Source organism: Lentzea indica (assembly GCF_012184385.1).
Taxonomy (GTDB): domain Bacteria; phylum Actinomycetota; class Actinomycetes; order Mycobacteriales; family Pseudonocardiaceae; genus Lentzea; species Lentzea indica.
Map to the genome: position 1 here is coordinate 1 of NZ_VSRL01000139.1, position 23,280 is coordinate 23,280.

The 23,280-nt window shown below is 67.9% G+C and carries 19 protein-coding genes, 1 tRNA gene and 1 pseudogene; 5 read left to right on the forward strand and 16 right to left on the reverse strand.

Annotated features, from left to right (window positions below; all coding sequences use genetic code 11):
* The 3 genes from FXN61_RS30600 to FXN61_RS30610 form a co-directional block, all read right to left on the reverse strand.
* A partial coding sequence (locus tag FXN61_RS30600; RefSeq protein WP_223165667.1) for a PPE domain-containing protein occupies positions 1-960 on the reverse strand: 960 nt, incomplete at its 3' end.
* A 41-nt stretch (positions 961-1,001) separates the two neighbouring features.
* The gene (locus FXN61_RS30605) at positions 1,002-1,574 is read right to left on the reverse strand and encodes a DUF3558 domain-containing protein (protein ID WP_167977466.1); all 573 of its coding nucleotides are present in this window, start codon (positions 1,572-1,574) and stop codon (positions 1,002-1,004) included.
* Positions 1,575-1,590: 16 nt separating this feature from the next.
* Positions 1,591-1,998 carry a hypothetical protein gene (locus tag FXN61_RS30610; protein ID WP_167977467.1) on the reverse strand — a complete coding sequence of 136 codons (408 nt, stop codon included), beginning with the start codon at positions 1,996-1,998 and terminating at the stop codon, positions 1,591-1,593.
* 149 nt (positions 1,999-2,147) lie between these two features.
* Between FXN61_RS30610 and FXN61_RS30615 the strand changes: the two genes are divergently transcribed.
* Entirely contained in the window at positions 2,148-2,975 is an 828-nt protein-coding gene (locus tag FXN61_RS30615) for a prenyltransferase/squalene oxidase repeat-containing protein (RefSeq protein WP_167977468.1), read from the forward strand.
* On the opposite strand, the gene FXN61_RS30620 is transcribed toward FXN61_RS30615, so the two are convergent.
* The 4 genes from FXN61_RS30620 to FXN61_RS30635 form a co-directional block, all read right to left on the reverse strand.
* Complete coding sequence (locus tag FXN61_RS30620) at positions 2,957-3,598, reverse strand: DUF6597 domain-containing transcriptional factor (protein ID WP_312878105.1); 642 nt, start codon at positions 3,596-3,598, stop codon at positions 2,957-2,959. The two genes, FXN61_RS30615 and FXN61_RS30620, sit on opposite strands and share 19 nt — an antisense overlap.
* 72 nt (positions 3,599-3,670) lie before the next feature.
* A tRNA-Val gene (locus FXN61_RS30625) sits at positions 3,671-3,742 on the reverse strand.
* Positions 3,743-3,793: 51 nt separating this feature from the next.
* Positions 3,794-5,173, reverse strand: coding sequence for a carbohydrate-binding protein (locus tag FXN61_RS30630; protein WP_167977469.1), 1,380 nt, complete (start codon positions 5,171-5,173; stop codon positions 3,794-3,796).
* Between the two features lie 123 nt (positions 5,174-5,296).
* A complete protein-coding gene (locus FXN61_RS30635) occupies positions 5,297-6,940 on the reverse strand; it encodes a bifunctional 3'-5' exonuclease/DNA polymerase (protein ID WP_167977470.1) in 1,644 nt (547 codons plus the stop codon).
* Positions 6,941-7,167: 227 nt separating this feature from the next.
* On the opposite strand from FXN61_RS30635, the gene FXN61_RS30640 reads away from it, so the two are divergent.
* Together FXN61_RS30640 and FXN61_RS30645 are read left to right on the forward strand one after the other, a co-directional pair.
* Complete coding sequence (locus FXN61_RS30640; protein WP_167977471.1) at positions 7,168-8,085, forward strand: class I SAM-dependent methyltransferase; 918 nt, start codon at positions 7,168-7,170, stop codon at positions 8,083-8,085.
* A 110-nt stretch (positions 8,086-8,195) separates the two neighbouring features.
* Complete coding sequence (locus tag FXN61_RS30645; protein WP_167977472.1) at positions 8,196-10,625, forward strand: hypothetical protein; 2,430 nt, start codon at positions 8,196-8,198, stop codon at positions 10,623-10,625.
* On the opposite strand, the pseudogene FXN61_RS30650 reads toward FXN61_RS30645, so the two are convergent.
* Together FXN61_RS30650 and pruA are read right to left on the reverse strand one after the other, a co-directional pair.
* Positions 10,612-11,533 (reverse strand): annotated as a pseudogene (locus tag FXN61_RS30650) (proline dehydrogenase family protein). The gene FXN61_RS30645 and the pseudogene FXN61_RS30650 sit on opposite strands and share 14 nt — an antisense overlap.
* 86 nt (positions 11,534-11,619) lie before the next feature.
* Positions 11,620-13,245, reverse strand: coding sequence for an L-glutamate gamma-semialdehyde dehydrogenase (pruA, locus tag FXN61_RS30655; protein ID WP_167977473.1), 1,626 nt, complete (start codon positions 13,243-13,245; stop codon positions 11,620-11,622).
* A 113-nt stretch (positions 13,246-13,358) separates the two neighbouring features.
* Here pruA and FXN61_RS30660 point away from each other — a divergent pair, with 113 nt between their 5' ends.
* Complete coding sequence (locus tag FXN61_RS30660) at positions 13,359-14,867, forward strand: PucR family transcriptional regulator (RefSeq protein ID WP_167977474.1); 1,509 nt, start codon at positions 13,359-13,361, stop codon at positions 14,865-14,867.
* On the opposite strand, the gene FXN61_RS30665 is transcribed toward FXN61_RS30660, so the two are convergent.
* The 6 genes from FXN61_RS30665 to FXN61_RS30690 form a co-directional block, all read right to left on the reverse strand.
* Positions 14,849-15,466: a YidC/Oxa1 family membrane protein insertase gene (locus tag FXN61_RS30665; RefSeq protein ID WP_167977475.1), complete on the reverse strand. Its 618-nt coding sequence runs from the start codon at positions 15,464-15,466 to the stop codon at positions 14,849-14,851. The two genes, FXN61_RS30660 and FXN61_RS30665, sit on opposite strands and share 19 nt — an antisense overlap.
* 39 nt (positions 15,467-15,505) lie before the next feature.
* Positions 15,506-15,790, reverse strand: a complete 285-nt coding sequence (locus FXN61_RS30670) for a DUF6412 domain-containing protein (RefSeq protein WP_246292206.1) — start codon at positions 15,788-15,790, stop codon at positions 15,506-15,508.
* Between the two features lie 76 nt (positions 15,791-15,866).
* Complete coding sequence (locus FXN61_RS30675) at positions 15,867-16,454, reverse strand: nucleoside/nucleotide kinase family protein (RefSeq protein WP_167977476.1); 588 nt, start codon at positions 16,452-16,454, stop codon at positions 15,867-15,869.
* Positions 16,451-17,008: a ribonuclease FAU-1 family protein gene (locus FXN61_RS30680; protein ID WP_167977477.1), complete on the reverse strand. Its 558-nt coding sequence runs from the start codon at positions 17,006-17,008 to the stop codon at positions 16,451-16,453. The genes FXN61_RS30675 and FXN61_RS30680 overlap by 4 nt, the downstream gene beginning before the upstream one ends.
* On the reverse strand, positions 16,986-18,260 hold the full coding sequence (locus tag FXN61_RS30685) for an FAD-dependent oxidoreductase (protein WP_167977478.1): 1,275 nt from the start codon (positions 18,258-18,260) through the stop codon (positions 16,986-16,988). The genes FXN61_RS30680 and FXN61_RS30685 overlap by 23 nt, the downstream gene beginning before the upstream one ends.
* A 58-nt stretch (positions 18,261-18,318) precedes the next feature.
* Entirely contained in the window at positions 18,319-19,752 is a 1,434-nt protein-coding gene (locus FXN61_RS30690) for a GAF domain-containing protein (RefSeq protein ID WP_167977479.1), read from the reverse strand.
* 136 nt (positions 19,753-19,888) lie between these two features.
* On the opposite strand from FXN61_RS30690, the gene FXN61_RS30695 reads away from it, so the two are divergent.
* On the forward strand, positions 19,889-21,226 hold the full coding sequence (locus FXN61_RS30695; RefSeq protein ID WP_167977480.1) for an aldehyde dehydrogenase family protein: 1,338 nt from the start codon (positions 19,889-19,891) through the stop codon (positions 21,224-21,226).
* A 4-nt stretch (positions 21,227-21,230) separates the two neighbouring features.
* Here the strand turns inward: FXN61_RS30695 and FXN61_RS30700 are convergent, their stop codons facing one another.
* On the reverse strand, positions 21,231-22,793 hold the full coding sequence (locus tag FXN61_RS30700) for a beta-N-acetylhexosaminidase (RefSeq protein ID WP_167977481.1): 1,563 nt from the start codon (positions 22,791-22,793) through the stop codon (positions 21,231-21,233).
* Positions 22,794-23,280 lie beyond the last annotated feature (487 nt).

The window sequence follows — 23,280 nt, forward strand, 5'->3', positions numbered from 1 at the left end:
AGCGGCACCACCGAGGCCACCGCCCCCGCCGCCACGACCGCCGCCGGCACCACCGCCACCACCAGGCCCGCCGGTTCCACGGCCGCCACCGGGGCCGTTGGGACCGCCAGGGCGGTTGCGCGGGTCGTTGGGGTCGAACCGGCCGCGGTTGCGCGGGTCGTTCGGGTTGTTCGGATCCCACCTGCCACCGGGAGGAATGCCCGTGTCGGTGTTGGGCGGCCGGTTGCGCGGGTCGTTCAGATCGGTGCCAGGCGGCCGGTTGCGCGGATCGTTGGGATCGGTCCACGACGGGTTGGTCGTGTCGGACGGCGGCTTCCAGCCGGACAGGTTGGTCTGGTCCTGGTTGCTGCTGCTCCGGTCGTCCCCACCACCGGGCGGGGTGTACGTGTCCGGCGGGCTGTTCCGGTCAACCTTGTCGATCTTGTTCTTGTCGCCGCCGGTCTGCTCCTGCATGTTGGCGTCGGTGGCGGTCGGCGAGATGAACGTCGGCATCGAGTTCGTGCTCTGCGTGACAGCGTCCCCGTACTGATTGAACGCTCGCATGTTCTGCTCGCTGACCTGCTGGTTCTTCTCGACCGCCTCGTCGTAGTCGGTCTCCCACGGCGCCCAGTCGTTGAGGAAGGGCTTGTCCGGGACCTCCGGCGGCTTCGACATCGTGTACTTGGCGTTGACGTACGCCTCACCAACGCTGTCGGCTGTCCGGCCCGCATCGGTCGCTGATTGCCCCGTGACGTCGGCCCAAGTGGCGAGTGGTGAGGTGCTGCTGCGAGCACCGTCCGCCGCCATGCCCTCCCAGGCTGCGCCGGAATCGCGCACGGCCTTGTTGATCAGCTCGGCAACGTCCTTGTGGCCGGTCGACAGGTCACCCCAGCCTTGGCTCGTCAGCGAGGTGCTCTGGCCCGGCCCCTTGCCCTTCTCGAACCACTTGTAGACCGTTTCGCCACCCGCGAAGGGGAGCATCGCGAAACCTGCGATGTTCGGCTCATCCCCAGCCATTTCTGCTACCCCCTCAGGTTTTCAACGATCATCTTGGCGACTGTTTCGGACTCGGGGCAGGCCGGCTTGGTGGGCCGCTCATCCGCCGCGATGGACACATACACGGTCACCGAGTCCGTCTTGGAAACCTCGATGATGGTCGAGCAGTGCAGCGTGCCGTCCGAGCCATCATTGGTGACGAGTCGTACGCCGTCCGACTTCTTGTCCTGGAAGATCGGGTTGCTCTTGACGTTGGCGACCATCTCCTCCACGTTCTTGTCCTCGGTCACCGTGACCGAGTACGTGGAGTTCTTGATGACGTCCTTGCCCTTCCACTCGCACTCCGCGCCGAGGATGTTGGTGCCGGACTTGCCGGCGGCGACGGTTCCGAGCTTCGCCACCTGGGCGGCGGTGAGGATGTCGCAGGGCTTGCTCACGAACTTGGCGATGCTGAGACCGGAGGACGAGCCACCGCTCGTGGGCGTGCTGCTCGTCTGCTCCCCACCGGTCGGAGCTGTCGTGCTGGGGTTTCCGCCGGTCTTCTCCGAGCACCCGGCGAGGACACCGATGGCGAGGACAGCGGTCAACAGGGCGGTCATGCGCTTCAAGATCGTGTCAGCCCTTCAATGCGGTCTGCGCCGCCTCGTCGGTGCCCCGGTACTCGGCCAGAGCCTTCTCGATGTTCTTGATCGTCTGCTCCAACGCCTTCTGTGCGGCGTCGTTCGCCCAGATGTAGCCACCGGGCTGGTCGCCAGCTGCCTGGCGCATCGCGAGGGTTGCAAAGCCGCTGTACGGGTCGGGGCCTGGCGCTCCGGACTGCTTCAACAGATGGCCCTGCTTCTGCAGTTCGGACAGCTTCGAGACCGCTTCCTTCAGGCCCTCGATCATCTTCTGGGCCTGATCCGGGTCAACGCTGAACCTCGCCGTGCCACCACCGGCTCCAGCGGCCGCGGCACCCGCAGCGGCTCCTGCGGCAGCTGCCGCGGCGCCGACCGCCGGCACGATCGCGTCGAACATCAGCATCTCAGCCAGCTCCCCTCAGTACTCAACACCCCGGTTAGAGGATATTCGCATAGGTCTGGTTCCAAGCGTGGGTGAAACGTGTGACCCCGACCAGGTCACATGGCCGTTTCGTTCAAGACCTGGGGCAACCACCGGCCTAGGTTCGAGACATGATCGAACGAGCGAGGAACTTCATCTGGCAGAACGCCCGCACGCTGGAACAGCGCTGGTTCGAGCACGCCTTCGACGGTGGAAAGGCCCAAGCCGTCGTCCAGGCCGTGCTGGCCTACCGCAACGAGGACGGTGGCTACGGTTACGCCCTCGAACCGGACCACCGCGGTCCCACGAGCCAGCCGCTGCACGCCCTGCGCGCCCTCCAGCTGTTCGGCGAGGTCAACGCCCCCGAACACGCCGAGTCGGTTCTGACCTGGCTCGAGAACACCTGCCCCGACGGCTCCGTGCCGTTCGGCATGTCCACGTCGAAGGGCCACCCCATGGCGCCGTGGATCAGCGCCGACGACCAGGGCGGACTCCTCCTGACGGCCCAGATCGCCGCCGCACTCCACGTCCTCGGCATCGCCCACCCGTGGCTCGACAGGGCCACCGACTACTGCTGGCAGGAAATCGAACAGCTCGACAAGACTCACCCGTACGAGCTGCGAGCAGCGGTGATGTTCCTGGACGAGGTCCCCGACCGCGCCCGTGCCGAACTCGCCGCCGAGAAGCTCAAGCACCTCAAGCCGAGCACCGAAGGCTATGCGGACGGCGAAGGTCTGACGCTGCACGAGTACGCGCAGAAACCCACCAGCCTGGGCCGCCGCTGGTTCACCGACGGCGAATTCGGCAAAGACCTTGACGAACTGCAGAACGGCCAGCAGGAAGACGGTGGCTGGAACTTCGGCTTTCCAGCCTTCACCCCGATCACCCATTTCGAATGGCGATCAATCGCGACCATCGACGCCTTGCTGACCCTCAGGCGCTACGACCGGATCAGCTGACTCAACGGCACTCCGGCCAACGATCGGACTTCGCGGGCCAGGTGCGCCTGGTCCGCGTACCCAGCTTCAGCAGCGACCGAGGCGAACGGCAGCCCGTCCCACGCCAGGCGCATCGCGGCGTCGAAGCGCAGCACCCGCTGCAACACTTTGGGCGGATACCCGAACGCGTCCAGGCTTCGGCGCCGCAGCTGACGAGAGCTCAACCCGATCTCCCACGCCGCCGAAGCCACGTCGGCAGACCGCAACAACGAGGCCGTCGCGGCCAGAGCCGGATCGACGACCACCCGCGACGCGCAGAACGACACCATGTCCGAGAACGAGCGAAGCCGAACGCCAGGCACGAGCTCCGACAAAGGCACCCGCAGATCGCGGACGGCATGCGCCGGCACCCCGAACACCGACGGAAACGCGCCGGGCGGCAACCGGACCCCGTACAACGTCCCCGGCTCCACCACGGCGAGCTGGGCCTGCGTGTCCGGGCCGGCCACGAACAAAGCGCCGGTGGACGGCGACCACATCAGGTCCGTGCAGCCGTCCGGCACCACGCGCTGCACGGTCGGAGAGGAAACCGTGCGCGTCCACAGGCAAGCCAGGCCCGCGGGAGCAGGACGTTCGGCGTACACATGCCCATCATCCCAGTTGACTCCACAAAACACTGAGAGCCCTGTTCGCGAACAGGGCTCTCAGTGATCGAGTGGACGATACTGGGATTGAACCAGTGACCCCTACCGTGTCAAGGTAGTGCTCTCCCGCTGAGCTAATCGTCCGTGCAGGACGAGATTCTAGCGGAGCGCATCACCGCGACGCTCACTCAGGGGTCACGTTCCGAACTTCACCCAGTTCACGCTCACGTACGGCGCAGGCTGCCCCGAAGTGAACGTCACGTAGACGTCGTGCACCCCGCTGATGTTGGAGATGTTGGCGGGAATGGTTCTCCACGCCTCCCAGCCACCGGTGTTGCCGACCGCGAACGAGCCCACCGGAGCCGCCGTCCGCGAACCCAGCCGCACCTCGACCAGGCCGCTCACCCCGCCACCGGCACCCGACGCCACGCGGGCGTAGAACTGGCGGGCCGGACCGGAGCCGAAGTCGACGCCGGAGAACTTCAGGTAGCCGCCGTTCGCGATCTGGTGCACGCCCGAGCCGCCTTCAGCCGGCGCCACCGAGCCGCCGGAACGGTCCACGGCGCTCTCCGCCTGCAGCTCGCTGTACGCCGAACCCCCGCCACCGGGCGGGTTCGTCGTCGTGGTGGTCGGGGGAGTGGTGGGCCCACCGCCAGCCGAGTAGACGGCCACGTAGTCCACGACCATCGAGTGCCCGGACTGGGTGGCCGCGACAGGGGTCGGCTGGTTGTTGTTCAGCGCGTTCGGGAACGCACCGCCCATCGCGAGGTTCAGCAGCACGAAGTAGCCCGCGTGCGACGTCATCTGGTTCCACACGTTCGTGCCGACCCGAGCCTGCGTCACCTGGTGGTACGACTGGCCGTCGACGAACCACGTGAACGTCTTCGCGGCGTCGTCCCACTCGAAGCGGTACGTGTGGAAGGCGGACTGGCAGGACGCGCCGGGGCACGTCCGCGAGTTGCCGATGCCGGTGAACTCGCCGCAGGCACCGCCGGGAGCGACGTCGCAGTGCAGCACGCCCCACACGGAGTTGATGCCGTTGACGTTCTCCATGACGTCGAACTCGCCGATGCCCGGCCAGTTCCAGTAGTTGCCGCGGAACGGTGAGCCCAGCGCCCAGAACGCGGGCCAGTAGCCCAGGGCGGCCTCGCCGGTGACGTTCGGCATCTGGATGCGGCCCTCGATGGCGAGCTTGCCGCCCGGTGCGGGCTTGAAGTTCGCGCGCTGGGTCTCGATGCGCGACGACGTCCAGTTGCCGGCGCCGTCCTTCAACGCGGTGATGCGCAGGTTGCCGGAGCCGTCGAGTTTGATGTTCTGAGTGCTGTTCGTGTAGTTCTGGATCTCGCCAGTGCCCCAGTTGGCAGGGCCGCCGGGGTAGGAGTGGCCGAGGTCGAAGATCCAGTTGGAGCTCGACGGCAGCGATCCGTTCGGGCCGTTGAAGTCGTCACCCCACACCTGCGTCCATCCCGCGGCAGGGGGTGGGATCGAAGCGTTGGCGGACATGGCGGCGATTGCCAGGGGTACCGCGGCAACAAGAGCTGTCGTGGCCGCGAGGATGCGGCGGCGTTGCCTCATGCGCGAGTGACCTCCTTGTCACGGGTGCAGTCCATTTATGAGAGCGCTCTCACGGCGCAGGGGCAAGCGGCCAATCGGAGCAACGACGTCGAACGGTGCAGGTCGCGCTGCGTCTCGTTTGGACTATTTCGCGTCGGCGTAGCACTCGACGGGCACCGCGTTCATCGGGAAGCGCACCGATGTCTCACCGAACAGCAACCGTGTCGCCTCGCGTCCGGCCTCCGCGATCGCCTCGATCACGGCGTCGGCGTCCGCACGCGGGCAGTGCACGAGCACCTCGTCGTGCTGGAAGAACACCAGGTGGGCGTCGGCGGGAAGCTTGTTGCGCAGCACGCCCAGCAACGCGGCCGTCCAGTCCGCCGCACTGCCCTGCACCACGAAGTTGCGCGTGAACCGCCCCCAGTTCCGCGCCGCCTGCCGTGACGAGCTCGACACCTCACCCGAGTCGTCGGCGCCACCCGTCAGCTCGCGCCACGCCTCCGAGGGGGAGGGCGACGTGCGTCCCAGCCGTGTGCGCACCATCCGGCCTTGCTCACCGGCCTGCGCCGTCGCTTCCACGTAGCCGACGGCAACGGGAAACCTCTTGCGCAGCACGGCAAGGAGCGGCCCGGCCTCGCCGGACGTGCCGCCGTACATCGCCGACAACATCGCGATCTTCGCCCGCGGCCGCTCACCCTTGAACGAGTCCTCGGCCAGCGCCGAGTACAGGTCGTCGTCCCCGCACACCTCGATCAACCGCTGATCCTCCGACAGTGCGGCCAAAATCCGCGGTTCGAGCTGCGACGCGTCGGCCGCCACCAGGCACCAGCCGTCGTCCGCGAGAACGGCTTTCCGCATCAGCCGGGGAATCTGCAGCGCCGCACCACCTCGTGACGCCCAACGGCCCGTCACCACGCCACCGACGACGTAGTCGGGCCGGAACCGCCCGTCCCGCACCCACGCGTCGAGCCACGTCCAGCCGTGCGCCACCCACAGCCGGGCGCGCTCCTTGTACTCCAGCAACGGTTCCACGGCGGGGTGGTCGATCTGCTTCAGCACCCATCTTCGCGCTGACGGCACGTCGATGCCCTCGCGCGCAAACGCCCGCACGATGCTGGCAGGGGCGTCCGGGTTGATCTCCTTGCCGCCGAACGCCTCCCGGATCTGATCCGCCAACGCCTGTAACACCTTCGGCCGCACACCCGGCGCGGTCCGCGGCCCGAGCATCTCCTCGAGGATCGCGTTGTGCACGTCCGTCCGCCACGGCAACCCGTGGTGCGTCATCTCCGCCGCCACCAGCGCCGAGGCCGACTCGGCCGCGATCAACAGCCCCAGCGCCGGATTCCTTTGCTGCGCCCGGAAAACCAGCGACAACGCGGCCAACGCGTCCGTGCCGCCCGGCAACAGCACCGGCTCCGGCTCGAACAACGTCAGCTCGGCGTCCTTCTTGCGCGGCCCCAGATCGGCAGGCGCGGGCTGTCCCAGCTCCCGTGCCAGCGCCGCCGGCAACTCACGCGGCTCGCGGTGCCTGCCCTCGGCGCCGAGCAGCAACGCCTCGGTCAGGTGGAGGTCCCAGCACCGGTCGACCCGCACACCCGCCGCGAGCAAGTCCGGGTAGACCTCGGACGTGTCCGCCCACACCCAGCGCGGTTTGTGGGCGCGCTCCAGCGACACGACGGCGGAGGCGAGGGAAGAGGCCGCCATCGCGGGACCAGCGGGCGTCCCGTCGTCGTGCAGCTTCTGCCACCGGCCCGCGCCGTCCGCTTCCGGGGCGAGGGCGACCAGCACGCCCCTGATTGTGCAGCGGAGGTCTGACAGTTTCAGTCCGGGCTGAAGCCCGGGACCGGTTCCGGACCGGGAAAAGAACCGGGAAATCTGAGGAAACGTTTGCAAAATGCCTCATTCTCAGGTGATTTCTACGAATTCACCCGGAAGGCATGCACGAAAGGGCATCACCTAGTGGGAGCGCTGCCACAGTGCGGAACCTAAGGAACGCTCACCTTGGGAGAGCTCTCATGACCAACGGCAACGCGGCTACCGGCCTGCGGGACCTCAACGCCGGCATCCCCGGCGCTGACCAGATCAAAGGCGCGGTCTCGGCCGTCTACGACGACGTGGCGTCGTGGTCGCGGACAGGCGACTTCTGGAACTGGGGGATGCACTGCGAGGAACTGCTGAACGAACTCAACAGCCTGCGCCCGAACTTCAACGCGGGCGTCAGCGACGGTTTCTCCGAGCAGCTCTACTTCCAAACGCTGCGCGGACTGCCTTACGCGAAATCCGAATTCAAGACCCTCAACGTGCTGGAGGTCGGCTGCGGCATGGGCGAGGGTCTCAACTTCCTCACCCGCCTCGTCGACCCGGCCCGCGCGGTTGGCCTCGACATCTCCACCGCGGCCATCCGCAGGGCCAACGCGCTGCTCGCCCGCGGCGACAGGCTCACCTACGTCGAAGGCGACGCTGAGCGGCTGCCGTTCGCCGACGGTGAGTTCGACCTCGTCATCAACGTCGAGAGCTCGCACAACTACCCGGACGTCGAGCGGTTCTTCCGCGAGGTGTCGCGGGTGCTCAAGCCCGGCGGCCACTTCTCGCACATCGACGTGTTCGACCCGAGGTCGTACGTGCGCTTCACCAAGCTCCAGCAGGAGATCGCCGACTTCGAGTGGATCCACGAGCGCGACGTCACGGAGAACGTGAAGAGCGCGATCCGCCGGCGCATGGCGCCGGGCAGCTTCTTCCGCAAGGAGTACGCCCGCAAGCAGATGCCGATCAGAGCCAGGATCATCGGTGGCATCGGCGGCGCGCACTACGCCGGCGCCGACTTCATCGGGCACAAGGACGCACTGTCGAGGGTGCTGGAGATCGCCCGCATCCGGCCCAGGTTCGTCGGCGAGTACGAGAGCTACCGCCACCACCTCGCGCGGCGGGCCTAACGGTTGGAGCTTCTCCAAGCCAGTCAGCAAAGGAGTGAAGGAAAAGGGGAAAACTCCACGATGGTGTGGTCTTCCTACCCCTCGCCTGACCACTTGCCGACTATGAGGCTGTGGACCGAGCACTCAGCGTCGCCGCACTGCTGGACCCCACCCATCAGGTGGTCCCCTTTCACGGCAGAGAATCCGAACTGCACGCCCTCACGTGCTGGCGCGACGGCCCAGTGCCACAGGCGTCTCTGCTGCTGCACGCCCCGGCAGGCGCGGGCAAGACCAGGCTGCTCCAGCACTTCGGGGAGCAGTGGGACGACGAGGCGCACGGCAGGCTGCTGCTGATCGACGACGCCGATCGCCTCGAGTGGCAGGACGTCTTCCTGCGGCTGCAGGACACGCTCCGGCACGGACCGGGGCGCACGCGGGTGCTGCTGGCGGCGAGGACCACGGGCTGGTGGTGGTCCTCGACCCGCCAGCGCATCGCGGACTTCGACCACGAGGTCGCGGATCTCGAGCTCGCCCCGACCCTGCGGGACCGCGCCGAGTCGTTCACCCTGGCCTGCCAGCACTTCGCCAAGCAGCTCAACGTCACGGCGCCGGACGAGCCGCCGCCGAACATCGCCGGGGAAACGGTCCTCGACCTGCACATGGCCGCGCTGACCGCGGTGCGCGGCGACCCGTGCGACGTGAACCGCACCCAGCTCGTCCGCAGGCTCCTCCAGCACGACAACGGTCAGAAGACGGGCCGACTCGCCGAGGACCACCTCGCGGTCACCACGCCAGACACCCCGGACCCCGACCTGCTCGCCCGCGCGGCCCTGCGGTGGCCGCAGCTGCGTCCCAAGCTCGACGAGATCATCGCCGCCGACCCGGAGATCGTGCTCGGCCTGGCCCGCGACAGCCTCCGCATCGCCGCCGAGATCGGGTCCTTCGCCACGCTCGACCACATCGCCCGACAGGTTTTCCGCGACGAGCGGTTCGCCACCGACTCGGTCCCGGCCACGCTCACCAAACGGCTCATCGACCGTGCCCAGGACACCCTCGAACGCGTCGAGATGTACGGGATGCTCAGCGCCCGCACGGCGTTGTGCGGCCTGCGCGAGGAAGCCGTCGAAGCCTCGCGGCAAGAGGTCGAGTGCTACCGCGAACTGGTCGAGCAGGATCGGGAGAACCGGCCGCTGCTCGCGGACTCCTTGGGAGACCTGGGTTTCCGGCTCATCGCCGTGCACCGCACGGAGGAGGTGCTGAAGGTCTCGGAGGAAGCGATCCGGCTGTGGCACGAGATCGCGATCGACGACCCGGAGACCACACCGCAGCTCGCTTCCGCCCTGGAGCAGATCAGCTACCGCTACCAGTCGCTCGGCATGCCGGAAGCGTCGATGGACGCCATCAGCCGCGCGACGCTGATGTACCAGGAGCTCTCGAAGATGCACCCGGCGCTGTTCCGCGCCGACTTCGCCAGGGTGGCGGCCGCGGTCGCGCGCCGGTTCCACGCCGAGGGCGAGAACGCGCACGCCGCCGACTCGATGCAGCTCTCGATCGCGAACTGGCGCATCCTCTCCCAGGAGGACCCGCGCTACGAACCCGAACTCGCCCGCAACCTCGCCGCCGCCGGCTCGATGCTCGTCGAGCTCCGCAGGGCCGAAGCCGCGAACGAAACCCTCAAGGAAGCCGTCGAGGTCTTCCGCAGGCTCGCAGTGGTGAACCCGCAGACGTTCCAGCCCGAGCTGGCGGACGCGCTGATGCGGCACAGCCAGGCGTTGCGCGACCTGGCGGAGGACTCGGACGCCAAGCACACCGCGCAGGAAGCCGTGATGCTGTGGCGGGAAACGGGTAACCGCAAGGGCGTCGGCACCGCGCTGCTCAACGTCGTCAACGTCGCCCACGACTTTGACGCCGAACACCTCGCGGCACAGGAAGCCGTGGAGGTGTACCGGGAGCTGGCAGCCGAGAACACGGTCTGGCACCAGGTCGACCTCGCGATCGCCCTGGCCACGCTGACCGAGCAGCAGCTCGTCCATGACGAGGTCGACAAGGCCCTCACCAGTGCGGCGGAGGTGTTCGACATCGTGCGGCGGCTGCCGTCCCAGCTCGTCGACTTCTTCGGTGCCAAGCTCGCCATCTCCATGCAGCCCATGACGGCCACACTGTCCGAAATGGAGTATCACGCGCACGCGCTGGAGTCGTCCGAACTGATGCTCGACATCTGGCGGGCGCTCAAGGACAAGTCACCGTCAGCCGCCGGCGCCTACATCGGCGCGGTGCAGCAGCACGCGTGCAAACTCCGTGGCGCGGAACGACGTGTGGAGGCCAGGAACACCGCGCACACCGCCGTCGTCCTGTGGCACATGACGGGCAAGGACCTCGACAAGGAAGCCGGGTACGCCGACACGCTCACGATCTACGGACGGCTCTGCGCGGAGACGAAGTACGAGCTGGAGAAAGCACTTCAGCTCACCCACCGCGCGGTGAAGATCATGCGCGAGGTGGGTGAGCCGGTGAAGCTGGAGTTCGCGATGGAGACCGTCGAGGCGCTCAGCTCGTCGTGAGCAGCGACCGCACGAAGAACGCCACGTTGGCCGGGCGCTCCGCGAGACGACGCATGAAGTAGCCGTACCACTCGTCGCCGTACGGCACGTAGACGCGCATGCGGTTGCCATCACCAGCGATCTGGCGCTGCTCGTCGGGCCGGATGCCGTACAGCATCTGGAACTCGTAGGAGTCCTTCGAGCGCGCGGACGCCAGGTCGGCGGCGATCGCGATCAGGCGCGGGTCGTGCGAGGCCACCATCGGGTAGCCCTGGCCCTCCATGAGGATCTTCAGGCACCGCACGTACGACAGGTCGACGTCGTGCTTGTCCTGGTACGCAACGGAAGCAGGCTCCTGGTAAGCGCCCTTGCACAGTCGCACGCGCGAACCGGAGTACGCCAGATCCCGGCAGTCCTGCTCGGTCCGGCGAAGGTAGGCCTGCAGCACCGCGCCGACCCACGGGAAGTCCACCCGCAGCTCACGCAGGATGCCCAGCGTGGAGTCCGTGGTGGTGTGGTCCTCCATGTCGAGCGTGACGGTCGTGCCGACCACAGCGGCGGCGGCGCAGATCCGCCGCGCGTTCTCCAGCGCGATCTTCTCGCCGTCCACCGGCAGCGACTGGCCGACGGCGGACAGCTTGACCGACACCTCGGCACCGCGCGTGAGGCCGTGCGACTCCAGCCGCGCCAACAACGTCAGGTAGGCCTCGACGGTGTCGTTGGCCTGCGACTCCTCGACGGTGTCCTCACCGAGGTGGTCCAGCGTGACCAGACGCCCGTCGCCGAGCACCTCGGCGGTCGCGCGGATCGCGGACGAAACGTCGTCACCGGCGACGAACCGCTCGACGACGGGCCGGGTCAGCGGCGTCGCTCGACGAGCTGCGCGCACCCGCACTCCGGGACGCAGCGAGCAGCACACTACGCATCAAGATCACTTCCTCGGGTGAGGTCGATGAGGGGAGCTTTCCTCAACTTGTGGTTGAGGAAAGCTCCCCTCATCAATTTCGGGCTGGATCTAGCCCTGGTGCGGGTGGAGGTGGGTGGTGGGCGCCGCGAAGGTCTCCTTGATGGAGCGCGGGCTGACCCAGCGGAGCAGGTTGTGGACCGACCCCGCCTTGTCGTTCGTGCCGGACGCGCGGCCGCCGCCGAACGGCTGCTGGCCCACGACGGCACCGGTCGGCTTGTCGTTGACGTAGAAGTTGCCGGCGGCGAACCGCAGCTCCTCCTGCGCGTGCGCCACGGCCATGCGGTCACGAGCGATGATCGAGCCGGTCAGACCGTACGGAGCCGCGCTCTCCATCTGCTTGAGAACAGTGAGGTAGTCCGCGTCCTCGAACACGTGGACCGCGAGCACGGGGCCGAAGAACTCGGTGGTGAAGACGGAGTTCGACGGGTCGGAACCGACGAGCACGGTCGGCCGCACGAAGAAACCGTCGGAGTCGTCAGCGGTGCCACCGGCGGCGATCTCCAGCGAGGAGTCCGCACGCGCGGCCTGCAGCACGCCCGACAGCTTGTCGAACGAGCGGCGGTCGATCACCGCGCCACCGAAGTTGGAGAAGTCGGTGACGTCGCCGTAGGTCAATGCCTCGACCTCGGCCAGGAACTGGTCCTTGATCTTGTTCCACACCGAGCGCGGCACGTAGGCGCGCGACGCGGCGGAGCACTTCTGGCCCTGGTACTCGAAAGCACCGCGGATCAAAGCGACGCGCAGCACGTCGGGGTCGGCCGACGGGTGCGCCAGCACGAAGTCCTTGCCGCCGGTCTCGCCGACGATCCGCGGGTACGAGCGGTAGTTCGCGATGTTCGCGCCGGCCTGCGCCCAAAGCCGCTGGAACGTCGCCGTGGAACCGGTGAAGTGGATGCCAGCGAGGTCGGGGGAGTTCAGCGCCACCTCGGAGACGGCCAGGCCGTCACCGGGCAGCAGGTTGATCACGCCGGGCGGCATGCCCGCCTCTTCCAGCAGCCGCATGGTGAGGTGCGCCGCGAACGACTGGGTCGGCGACGGCTTCCACAGCACCACGTTGCCCATCAGCGCGGGCGCGGTCGGCAGGTTGCCGGCGATGGCGGTGAAGTTGAACGGCGTGATCGCGTAGACGAAGCCCTCGAGCGGGCGGTGGTCGGTGCGGTTCCACACGCCGGGGGAGGAGATCGGCTGCTCGGCCAGCAAGTTCCGGGCGAACTGCACGTTGAAGCGCCAGAAGTCGATCAGCTCGCACGCGGCGTCGATCTCGGCCTGGATCGCGGTCTTCGACTGGCCGAGCATCGTGGCGGCGTTGAGCGTCGAACGCCACGGGCCGGCGAGCAGGTCGGCGGCGCGGAGCAGGATCGCCGCGCGGTCGTCGAACGACATCGCGCGCCACGCAGGGGCAGCCTCACGGGCCGCGCGCAACGCGTCCTGGGTGTCCTGCTGGGTCGCGCCGGCCAGGGTGCCGAGCACGGAGCGGTGGTTGTGCGGCTGGACGACGTCGACACGCGCGCCGCCACCCATGCGCTGTTCGCCACCGATGGTCAGAGTCAGCTCGAGCGGCTCCTTCTGCAGCTCGGCCAGCCTCGCCTGCAGCTCGGCGCGCTCCGGGGTACCGGGGGCGTACTGCAGGACCGGCTCGTTGACCGGGGCGGGAACCTGGGTGACCGCGTCCACTCGCAACTCCTCTTCGAATCGTGCTCGGTGGCTAGAACCGTAAGTCCGCGCACGTCACGGGCCGTTGTGCGACCAGCCAAGATTCACCATCTCGGATGTACGATCGAACAACCATGAGCCTCCGGCACATCCTCATCGCGCTCGGCGATCCACTCGTCGAACTGCAGGTCGCGCCCAACGGCCTGGAGGTCGACGTGCGCGATGTCGTGATCATGGATCCGGACGACCCTCCGGACGTCGCGGCAGGAGACCTCGCCCTGCTGATCGGCGCACGAGGGCGTGCCGCGTTGCCGCTGATCAGGGCGGCCGGACGGGCGAAAGCCGCGGCGGTCGCGGTCAAAGAAAGCTCGCAAGCGCTCGAACAAGCGGCCACCGACGCGGGTGTGGCGTTGCTGGAAGTCCGTCCCGAGGTCCGCTGGGGTCACCTCGAGTCACTCGCCAAGGGCGTGCTCACGACCACGACCGACGACGGCGAGGTTCTCGGCGACCTGTTTGCGCTCGCGCAAACGATTGCGACGCTGACCGGCGGCATCGTCAGCATCGAGGACACCGCGAGCCGAGTGCTCGCCTACTCCCGCTCGTCCGACGAGGTCGACGAACTGCGCCGGCTCTCCATCCTCGGCCGCCAGGGCCCGGAGCCGTACCTGAAGATGCTGCGGGAGTGGGGCGTCTACAACCTCCTCCGATCGTCAGAAGAGGTCGTGCGGATCGACGAACGTCCCGAGCTCGGCATCCGCCGCCGCATCGCCGTCGGCATCCACGCGGGCACGCAGCCGCTCGGCGCGATCTGGGTGCAGGAGGGCGACCAGCCGCTGACCGAGCAGGCGGAACGGGCGCTGCTCGGCGCCGCCCGCGTCACCGCCCCGCACCTGATCCAGCAGCGCAACCAGCCCACGTCGCGGTTCCGGGAGAACCTCCTCGCCGCGTTGCTGACCGGCCGGATGGACGCCGCCACGGTCGCCGGCCAGATCGGCGCCGACCCGAAGAAGCCCGCCGCCGTCGTGGTCTTCGCGTTGAGAGACGGCGAAGGCGACCGCAGCGAACACGAGCTCCGCCGCGCCGAGATGACCGGCCTGATCTCCGTGCACGCGGCGGCGTACCGGCGCAGCGCCCTGGTCAGCGAGTCCGGTGGCCGCACCTACGTCCTGCTGCCGGACCTCGCCCCGAACGCCCAGCTCCTGAACCTGACACGGGAAATCGTCACCACCGCCCGCCGGCACCTGCACACGAACGTCCAGGCCGCTGTCGGATCCACGGTGTCCACTTTGGACGAGGTCAGGATTTCCCGGCAGGAGGCCGAACGCGTGCTCGACGCGATGGCCCGCGACCTCGACGCCGAGGTGGCGACGCTCGCCGACGTGAGGTCACAGGTCCTCGTCAGCGAGATCCTGGCCCTGCTCCAGGACAATCCGCGGATCCGCGATCCGAGGATCGACGCACTCGATCCCGAACTGGCCAAGTCGCTGCTGGCCTACCTGGACGCGCTGGGTGACGTGCGAGCCGCAGCGGATCGGCTGCACGTCCACCCCAACACGCTGAGGTACCGGCTCAAGAGAATCGACCTCGACCTGGACGACCCGCTCGTCCGGCTCGTCGCCCAGCTTCAGCTCAGGATGCGGTAGAGCAACGCCCGTTCCGCGATCGTCCACGTCGTCGTGGTGAGCAGGTACAACCCGGCTGCCAGCGGCAGGTACGCGGCCACCAGGATCGTGCCGAACGGCAGCACCTTGAGGAGCCCGGTCATGAAGCCGGGAGTGGGCGTTGTGGTCATCCGCGACTGCTGCCACCGCACGGTCACATAGGCCACCGCCGCGAGCAGGCCGAACAGCACGAAGAACACCCAGGCGAAACTGCTCACGAAATGAGCACTTAGCGAAACCCCGAAAATCGTCCCCTCCAGGAGGGGGTTGGGGGTCGTGACGATCTGGTACATGACCATGAAGAACGGTGCCGTCGCGAGCATCGGCAGCATGCCCGCGAACATCGAGACGCCGTTGCGCTTGTAGACCTTCTGCGACTCCTCCGAGAGCCGCATCAGGTCCTTGCCGTACTTCTTCTGCAGCTTCTGGATCTCCGGGGCGAGCTTGGCCTTGGCCTTCTCGCCGCGCACGGCCGCGCGGGCCAGCGGGTGCAGCGCGAGCCGGACGACGATCGTGAACAGAACGATGGCGAGCGCGGGCGTGCCGAGGCTCGCCAGGGCAGCGCCCAGGTCAGCGAACAAGGGTTGGGTCTCCGTATCGAGTTGGGGATGAGCAGGACGTCAGAACGTCCGGCATCCCGGTGCTCGAGGACGGGGCCTGCCTGCCGCGTCAGGATTGCGCAGCCGCAGTTGGGCTGACCGCTGCGCTCGTTCCCGGATCGACAGCGACCGCGCCGGTGCCACCGACAGCGGCACCAGCGCGACCACGACGATCAGCGCGAGGGCGAGCGCGGTCACGGCCGCGACGACCTCGGTCGGCGAGGAGAACAGCGTGAAGGCGTAGAGGGCAGGCAGGAAGACCGCGAGCATCAGCATCGCTCGGGTCCTGGTCTCCGGCCGCCACATGCCTGCGAGGTTACCGGTTCTCCGGCACCACGGTCCGCAAAGTGTTGCCGTTCACGTCCGCAGCGGGAGGGCCGGTTCACGACTCGACCAGACCCGGTCGATCCGGGTGGTCGTAGCGCACGAACAGGTCCGCCACCGGCTCGTAGTCGTCGAAGGCCGGCAGCGTCCACTCTTCGGCGGTCTTGCGCTTCAGGGCGCCGGGGGACAGCCACAGGTGCACGGTCAGCTCGGCCGGCAGCCAGCGGTCCAGCAGCAGGGTGCCGTCGACGATCACCACGCCGTTCTCCGGCACGTCCACGTACTCGGCGCGGCTGGCCCTGTCGGTGGCCGCGTTCCACAGCGACGGCAGCACCTTGCCGTCCAGCGCGGGATCGAGCACTTCGCGTTGCAGGCCGTTGAAGTCGAACCAGTCGTGCCGGTAGGAGTACGGGTCGGTGCGGCCGTGTTCCAGCCGCACCGACGCCGGTCGTAGGAAGTCCTCAGTGGACACGCGCTGCACCGATCGGCCGAAGGCGCGCAACGGTTCCACTACGGCGTCCGCGAGCTTCCCCGGTTCGGCGGCGGGCGCTCCGTCGACGAGCACGCGCACCCGGCCGTCCATCGCGCTGATGCGGGAGACGATCTCGGCGACGAGCGTGTCGAACGTGAGGGGCCGGACTTTCATCGCCACACCGTCGACGGGTGCCAGTCCGCCCAGGCCGTGTCCCACCAGATCTCGCCGGACGCCAGCATCTTCTCGATCTTGAGCCCCTCCGCCCTGATCGCCTCGGCCTCCTCCGCCGAGTACTTGCCCGACGCGACCTGCTCCTCGAACTCGTCGAGGTCGCGCTGCTCCCACGTGCCGTCCGGTGCGAGCGTGTAGTCCAGGGCGTGGTCGAGCGTCTCGAACCCGTCCTCGACGCGGCGGTAGGGCGCCTGGAGGTTCAGGTAGTAGTTGCCGAACACCCGGTCGTCGCCCTTCCAGAACAGGTCGACGGAGTAGGCGTCGCCGGGGCGGTGCAGCATGAGCTTGCCGTGCCCCCGCCAGAACCCGCGTTCCGGCTTGTCCCACGGGTGAGGGTGGTGATGATCGGGGTAGGTGAGCCGGGTGCCCGGTTCCACGAACACCGCGAGCAGCCCCGGCTCGTCGACGATCACCCTCGTCGGCATCTCCGACCAGACCTTGCCGTGCAGCACCTCGCGCCGCACGACCACCTCACCCGGCGTGAACCACCTCATGCGCTGAATTTACGTGATCACGGTCAGCGGCGTCCCTGGCCAGCATCTTCCGCTTGAGCGCCGGCACCGCGTTGGTGACGCGCAGGAACGTCCGCATGAAGGCCAGCACGAGCCGGCCGATCACGGGCTTGTGGATCGCGCCGTTGCCGTCCATCTGCTCGCGCGACGCCAGCACGGCCTCGAACCCGTACTTGATCATCTCCCGCTCGTACTCGGAGATCGCCTGAACCGGGTTTTTTCCCTGGTGTGCTTCGATCAGCTTGCGGCACAACAGCTCGGCGTCCCGCAACGCCGTGTTGGCGCCGATGCCGCGGCCGGGTGTCATCAGGTGCACCGCGTCGCCGATCAGCGTGACATTGCTCGACTTCCACGGCTCCAGCGGCTCGGACGTGCGGACCTTGATCTGGAACACGGTCTCCGGATCGGCCAGCCGGAAGAGCTCCCGCAGGTTCGGGTGGAACTTCGGCGTCATGGCCAGCACGACCTGCTTGAGCTGCTCCTGGCTCAGGCCCTTCAGGTCGGGGAACTTGTCGTGCGAGGCCGCGTAGCCCCACATGATGTAGTCGTCCTCGACCCCCGCGCCGTCGAACCGCATGACGTGGATGATCACGAAGGCGCCCTTGGAGCCGTACAGCAGCGTGACGGCGCCGTCGGCCTGCGGTGGCAGCAGCTTCGCGTTCTGCGGCGTGAGCGGAAGCTTGCCCGCGATCGTCGTGATGCCGGTGTCCGCGATCTTCGCGTGCGGCAGGTACTGCTTGCGGACCTTGGACTGTGCGCCGTCCGCGCCGACCAGCACGTCACCGGTCTCCGATGTGCCGTCGTCGAAGAACGCGGTCACGGAGCCGTCGTCGTTGCGGCTGAAGTGCGTGAACGTCTTGTCGAACCGGACGACGTCCTCCATGCCGTTGAGCAGCGCCGTGCGCATCGCGATCCGGCTGACCGACTTCTCGCTGCGGCTGTCGTCCATGCCCTGGGGCAACTCGCCGACCAGGAGCTCCCCGTACTTCTCGGTCCGCATGTTGATCCGCTGCGGCGGCCGGGCCGTGGTGCGGACGAACTCGGCGAACACGTCCGGTGGTAAGCAGCTGTGCAGCGCTTTGCTCCCGTCCGGGCTGATCCCGACCCGGTAGCCGATCAACATGCTGCGCGGCGTGCGGTCGCGTTCGAACAGCGCCACGTCCACGCCGGCCTTCTTCAGCCCGTGCGCCAGGCACAGGCCACCGGTCCCCGCTCCGATGATGAGTACGCGCATGACAGCCTCCCCTACTAAGTCTCTTAGCAAGGAAGATATTCAGTTCGCGAGACTCTTGTCAATCGTCCTGACTGAGTCTCCTCAGCCGCGCGGTGGCGATCGCGAGTCGCACGTCGTCTGCCGGGAGCAGCCTGACCAGCTGTTCCAGTGCCTCGACGTCGTGTTCGCCCGAGTCGGTCTGGGTGAACGTCCACAGCGCGTTCGCGTCGCCGCGCGACAGGACGGCCTTGCGCACGCCGGTCGCGAGGTCGTCCCGCTCGGCGAGCACGAACGGCGCTTCGGAGCGCCGCAGTAGTGAGCCTCGGTACCGGGAGGCGGTCAGCGGCACGTCGCCGTCCTTGCACGCGGCCCGCACCGCCAGGAAGTCCGCTTCGACGTCCGCGGTCAGGCGATACGGCCTGGTTGCCAGCACGTCGGTGCCCAGCTGGGCGCGCAGCCGGTGCAGCTCGGCGCGCACGGTCGTGGGGTTGCCGCGTTCGCCGTAGAGCCGCAGCGCGAGCTGGTCGGCGGACAGCCTGCCGTGCAACGTCAGCGCGCACAGGATCTCCGCGTGCCGCAACGAGATCGGCACCTCGCGTCCGTCCAGCACCACCTTGGGCTCCGGCAGCAGGAACGACAGCGACAGCACCGACCGCCGCACGTGCCGCTGCCGGGGCACGCGCAGCAGGTAGCCCTGGGCGAGCGGCTCCAGCACCGCCTCGCGGCCGTCCGGCAGCTGAACCCGGTCGCTGGAGACGTCGACGCGCGACGGCACCAGCCCGTACGGCTCGACCGCGACGACCCGCCCGGTCGGGCTGAGCAACGCGCCCGGCTCACCGCGCAACGCCATCAGGTGCCGCATGTTGCGTGCCCGCAGCTCCTCGTCCTGCGTGTGCATCCTGGCGAGCATCTCCGACTCGGCGAGCCGGGCCGATGCGGACACCAAAGCCACCATGGAGGGATGGACCGTCTCGATCGGGCCGCTCAGATCGACGACGCCGATCGTCTTGCCGGAGTCCGGGTCGCGGATGGGGCTCGCCGCGCACGTCCAGTGGTGATAGGTCCGCACGAGGTGCTCGGCAGAGTGGACCGTGACGGCCGAGTTCACCGCCAGCGCGGTGCCCATCCCGTTCGTTCCCGCCGCGTCTTCCGACCAGCGCGTTCCTTCGGCCAGACCGACGTCCTCGGCGCTCCCGCGGGTGTCCTTGGCGCCCTCGCACCACAGGATGTGGCCCTGCGCGTCCGCGACGATCATGATGTGCCCGGCCTCTTCCGCGAAGCCCAGCAGGGTCTCGCGCAGCAACGGCAGGCTCGGGTGCAGCGGGTGTCGTTCGCGCAGATCCGGCAGTTCGTCAGCGGCGAACACCGTCGGGGCGGTGTGCAGGTCGGGATCCACGTTGGCCGCGAGTGACCGTTGCCACGACGCGGAAATCACCGAGCGTGGCGAATTCACCGTGCGAGTACCACTCAACACGGCGTCTCTTACGCGACTCAGCAACAGTGCGTGTTGCATGGGGTCGTGGGTCACTGATCCATCCACGGCTTGCAACGAGCATGCAACGTTCTGCGGCCTACTTTCTCACTTCCCCCACCCTGATCTTCCAGCGGGCCGTTCATCGAGCACGCCGTTCATCCAGCAGGAGTCGAGAATGACGCAGTACGCGGCACCGGGTCAGCCCGGCAGCGTGGTCGCGTACCGGCCGAGGTACGACCACTTCATCGGCGGCGACTACGTGTCGCCGGTGTCCGGTGACTACGTCGAGAACGTCACGCCGGTGACCGGCGAGGTGTTCACGGAGGTCGCACGTGGTACCGACGCCGACCGCGCACGCGCCCTGCACGCGGCCAGTGGCGCCGCACGGGCGTGGGGGAACACCACGGCACGAGAACGCGCCACGGTCCTGTGCGAGATCGCCGACCGGGTCGAGGAGCACGCGACCGAGCTCGCGGTCGCCGAGACGTGGGACAACGGCAAGCCGGTGCGCGAGGCCCTGGTCGCCGACGTGCCGCTGCTGATCGAGCAGTTCCGCCAGTTCGCCGCCGTCATCCGCACCGAGGTGGGCGAGGTCGAGCAGCTCGGCCGCAACACCTGCGACTACCGCACGTTCCAGCCGCTCGGCGTGGTGCACGAACGCGTGTCGTGGACGTTCCCGCTGATGAACGCTGGCCGTGTGCTGGCTCCCGCGCTGGCAGCCGGCAACGCCGTGGTGCTGGAGCCCGCCCTGCAGACGCCGGCGTCGATCCATGTTCTCCTCGGTGTGATCGCGGACCTGCTCCCGCCCGGTGTGGTGAACGTGATCACCGGGTCCGATGACCACCCGGTCGTGTCGGGTCGTTGCCCAAACATCTTCTTCTCCGACGTCACCGCGCAACGCGACAGCTTCCTGGACAAGGCGCTGGAAGGCTTCGCGATGTTCGCGGCCAACCAGGGCGAGGTCTCCACGGCCCCGTCGCGTGCGCTGATCCAGACCGCCGTCTACGAGGAACTGCTGCACCTGGCCACCGAGCGCACGCGGAACCTCCGCACGGGCGACCCGCTCGACACCGACACCATGGTCGGCGCTCTGGTCAGCCTCGCGCAGCGCGACCGGGTTCTCGAGTACGTCGAGCGCGGGAAGGCGGAAGGCGCGCGACTGGTGACCGGCGGCGAGGCCGACGGCCACTACTTCCAGCCCACGATCTTCGAGGGCGATCACCGTTCCGCGGTCTTCGCCGACGACGTGCTCGGTCCGGTCGTGTCGGTGACGAGGTTCGACGATCGCGACGACGCGGTGAAGATCGCCAACGAGGCCACGGCCCAGCTCGGCGCCGGCATCTGGTGCCGCGACGTGGTGCTGGCGCACAACGTCGGCCAGGAGCTGCGCGCCGAGCGGGTGTGGGTCAACAACTACTACGCGTACCCGGCGAACACCGCCGCGCTCGCCGAGTACCGCCGCGTGAAGCACCTGCTGGTCAGCTACTCCGACCGCGCGCAGGGCTACTTCTAGAGGGCTACTTCTTCCAGGGCACCTGGGTGCTCGCGTAGAAGTTGATGCCCTGGATCTTCCAGCGCGGTCCCTGCGCGCCCAGCCGTGGCGCGAAGCGGTCCCAGTTGTGGGTGGCGGCCGTCGACCAGCCGAGCTCGGCGGCCACCGGGAGGCGCGGGAATGCCATGTACTCGATGTCGGCGGAGGTCCTGATGGTCTCCGTCCACAGTGGAGCCTCGACGCCCCTGATGCTCGTCTCGGTCACGCCGCTGAGGTACGCGCCGGGGTTCCAGCTGTAGGCGTCCTTGACCTCGACGAGGCCGGCCCAGTCCAGGCCGAGCTTGGTGTTCTTGTTGTACTTCATGTCGAGGTAGATCCGGTTCGCGGGCGACATCAGGATCTTGTTGCCCCGCTGCGCCGCCGCGGCCACGTTGGGCTCGGACCTCGTCGTGCCCCAGAACTGGGGGACGAGCGCGGTGTCCTTGGTGGTCTTGATGAACTCGTGCCAGCCCGTCGTCGTCTTGCCGTACTTCTTGACGATCGGCAGCACGCGGTTCATGAACTTCACGTAGTCCGCGTCCGGGGTGCTCAGCGCCTCGTCGCCGCCGATGTGGAAGTACGGGCCGGGCGTGATCGCCGAGACTTCCCTGACCACGTCCTCGATGAACTTGTACGTGATCTCCTTGCTGATGCAGAGGGAGGAGAAGCCCACGTCCGTGCCGGTGTACAGGGGACGCTTCTTGCCGTCGCAGTTCAGTTCGGCGTACGACGCCTGCGCGGCGTTGGTGTGGCCTGGCATGTCGAACTCGGGGATGACTGTGATGCCCCGGTTGGCCGCGTAAGCGACGAGGTCCTTGTACTGGTCCTGGGTGTAGAACAGCTGGCCCTTGCGGCCGCCCACCTCCGTGCTGCCACCGATCTTGGTGAGCTCCGGCCAGCTCTTGATCTCCAGGCGCCAGCCCTGGTCGTCGCTGAGGTGGAGGTGGAAGTAGTTGATTTTGAAGGCGGCGATCTGGTCGATGTAGCGCTTGACCTGGTCCGGCGTGAAGAAGTGCCTGCTCACGTCGAGCATGGCGCCGCGGTGCTGGTACCTCGGGTGGTCGAGGATGCTGGCGCCGGGAACGGTCCAGGGGCCTGCCTGCTTGGTCTTCGCCTCGATCTTGGCGGGGAGGAGCTGGCGGAGCGTGGAGACGCCGTTGAAGTGGCCTGCCGCGGTGTTGGCGCGGATGACCACCTGCTTCGGGGTCACGTCCAGCTGGTAGCCCTCTGGGCCGGTTTTCGGGTCTGCGCCGTTGAGCAGGACGATGCCTTCGCCTGTTACGCCGTCTGCGATCGGCAGTGCGAAGCCGGTGGACGGGCGGAGGATTCCTGCCAGGAGCTCGGCCGGCTTGCGGGCGGTGTCCGGGCCCAGCTGGATCTTGGCCGCCGCGGTGAGGGTGAAGGTGATGTCCGGGCGGGCTTGGATCTGGACTGGCTGGGGGACCAGCTCTTGCAGTGTGGTCGCCGCTTCTGCTGTTCCGGTCACCAGTACTCCCGATCCGGCGATCACCAGCGCTGTGAGTGCGGCCCGCACTCTCTTTGATTTCACGCCATCCTCCAGGGCAAGGGGGAACCTTGTGGTGGCGGCGAAGGGTCACGGTTTCAGGGTGTGGACTTGGCTGTCAAGGTTTAGACCAATTGGGGTGGGGTTTGCGTGTGGGTGATCTTGTCGGACCCTGTGAGTACGTTGAGATGTAGGGGTTCCCGGATCAGGGGGACGCCTGCGTTAGCGTGCGCGCTCTTGCCGTAGGTGGTTGTTTGGCGTTGGCGGGTTGCTGTTGCGTGGTTCCCCTGGGGGCTCTGCCCCCAGACCCCCGGCAATCTGATCGGGGGTCCAGCGCCGTGCGCGGGTTGATGGCACGCCGGTTGCTTACGGCGGCTGCCTGTTGCGTGGGTGGGTTGCGTTTGGTGTGGGGTGGTCCCGTCACGAGTCGCACTGGAGTTGCCCCCGGATGCCGGACACCTTGAGTCCTGACAGCGGTGCTGTTGGGCGAGAGGATGTTTGTTATGGCTCGTCCGTCGAAGTATCCGGAGTC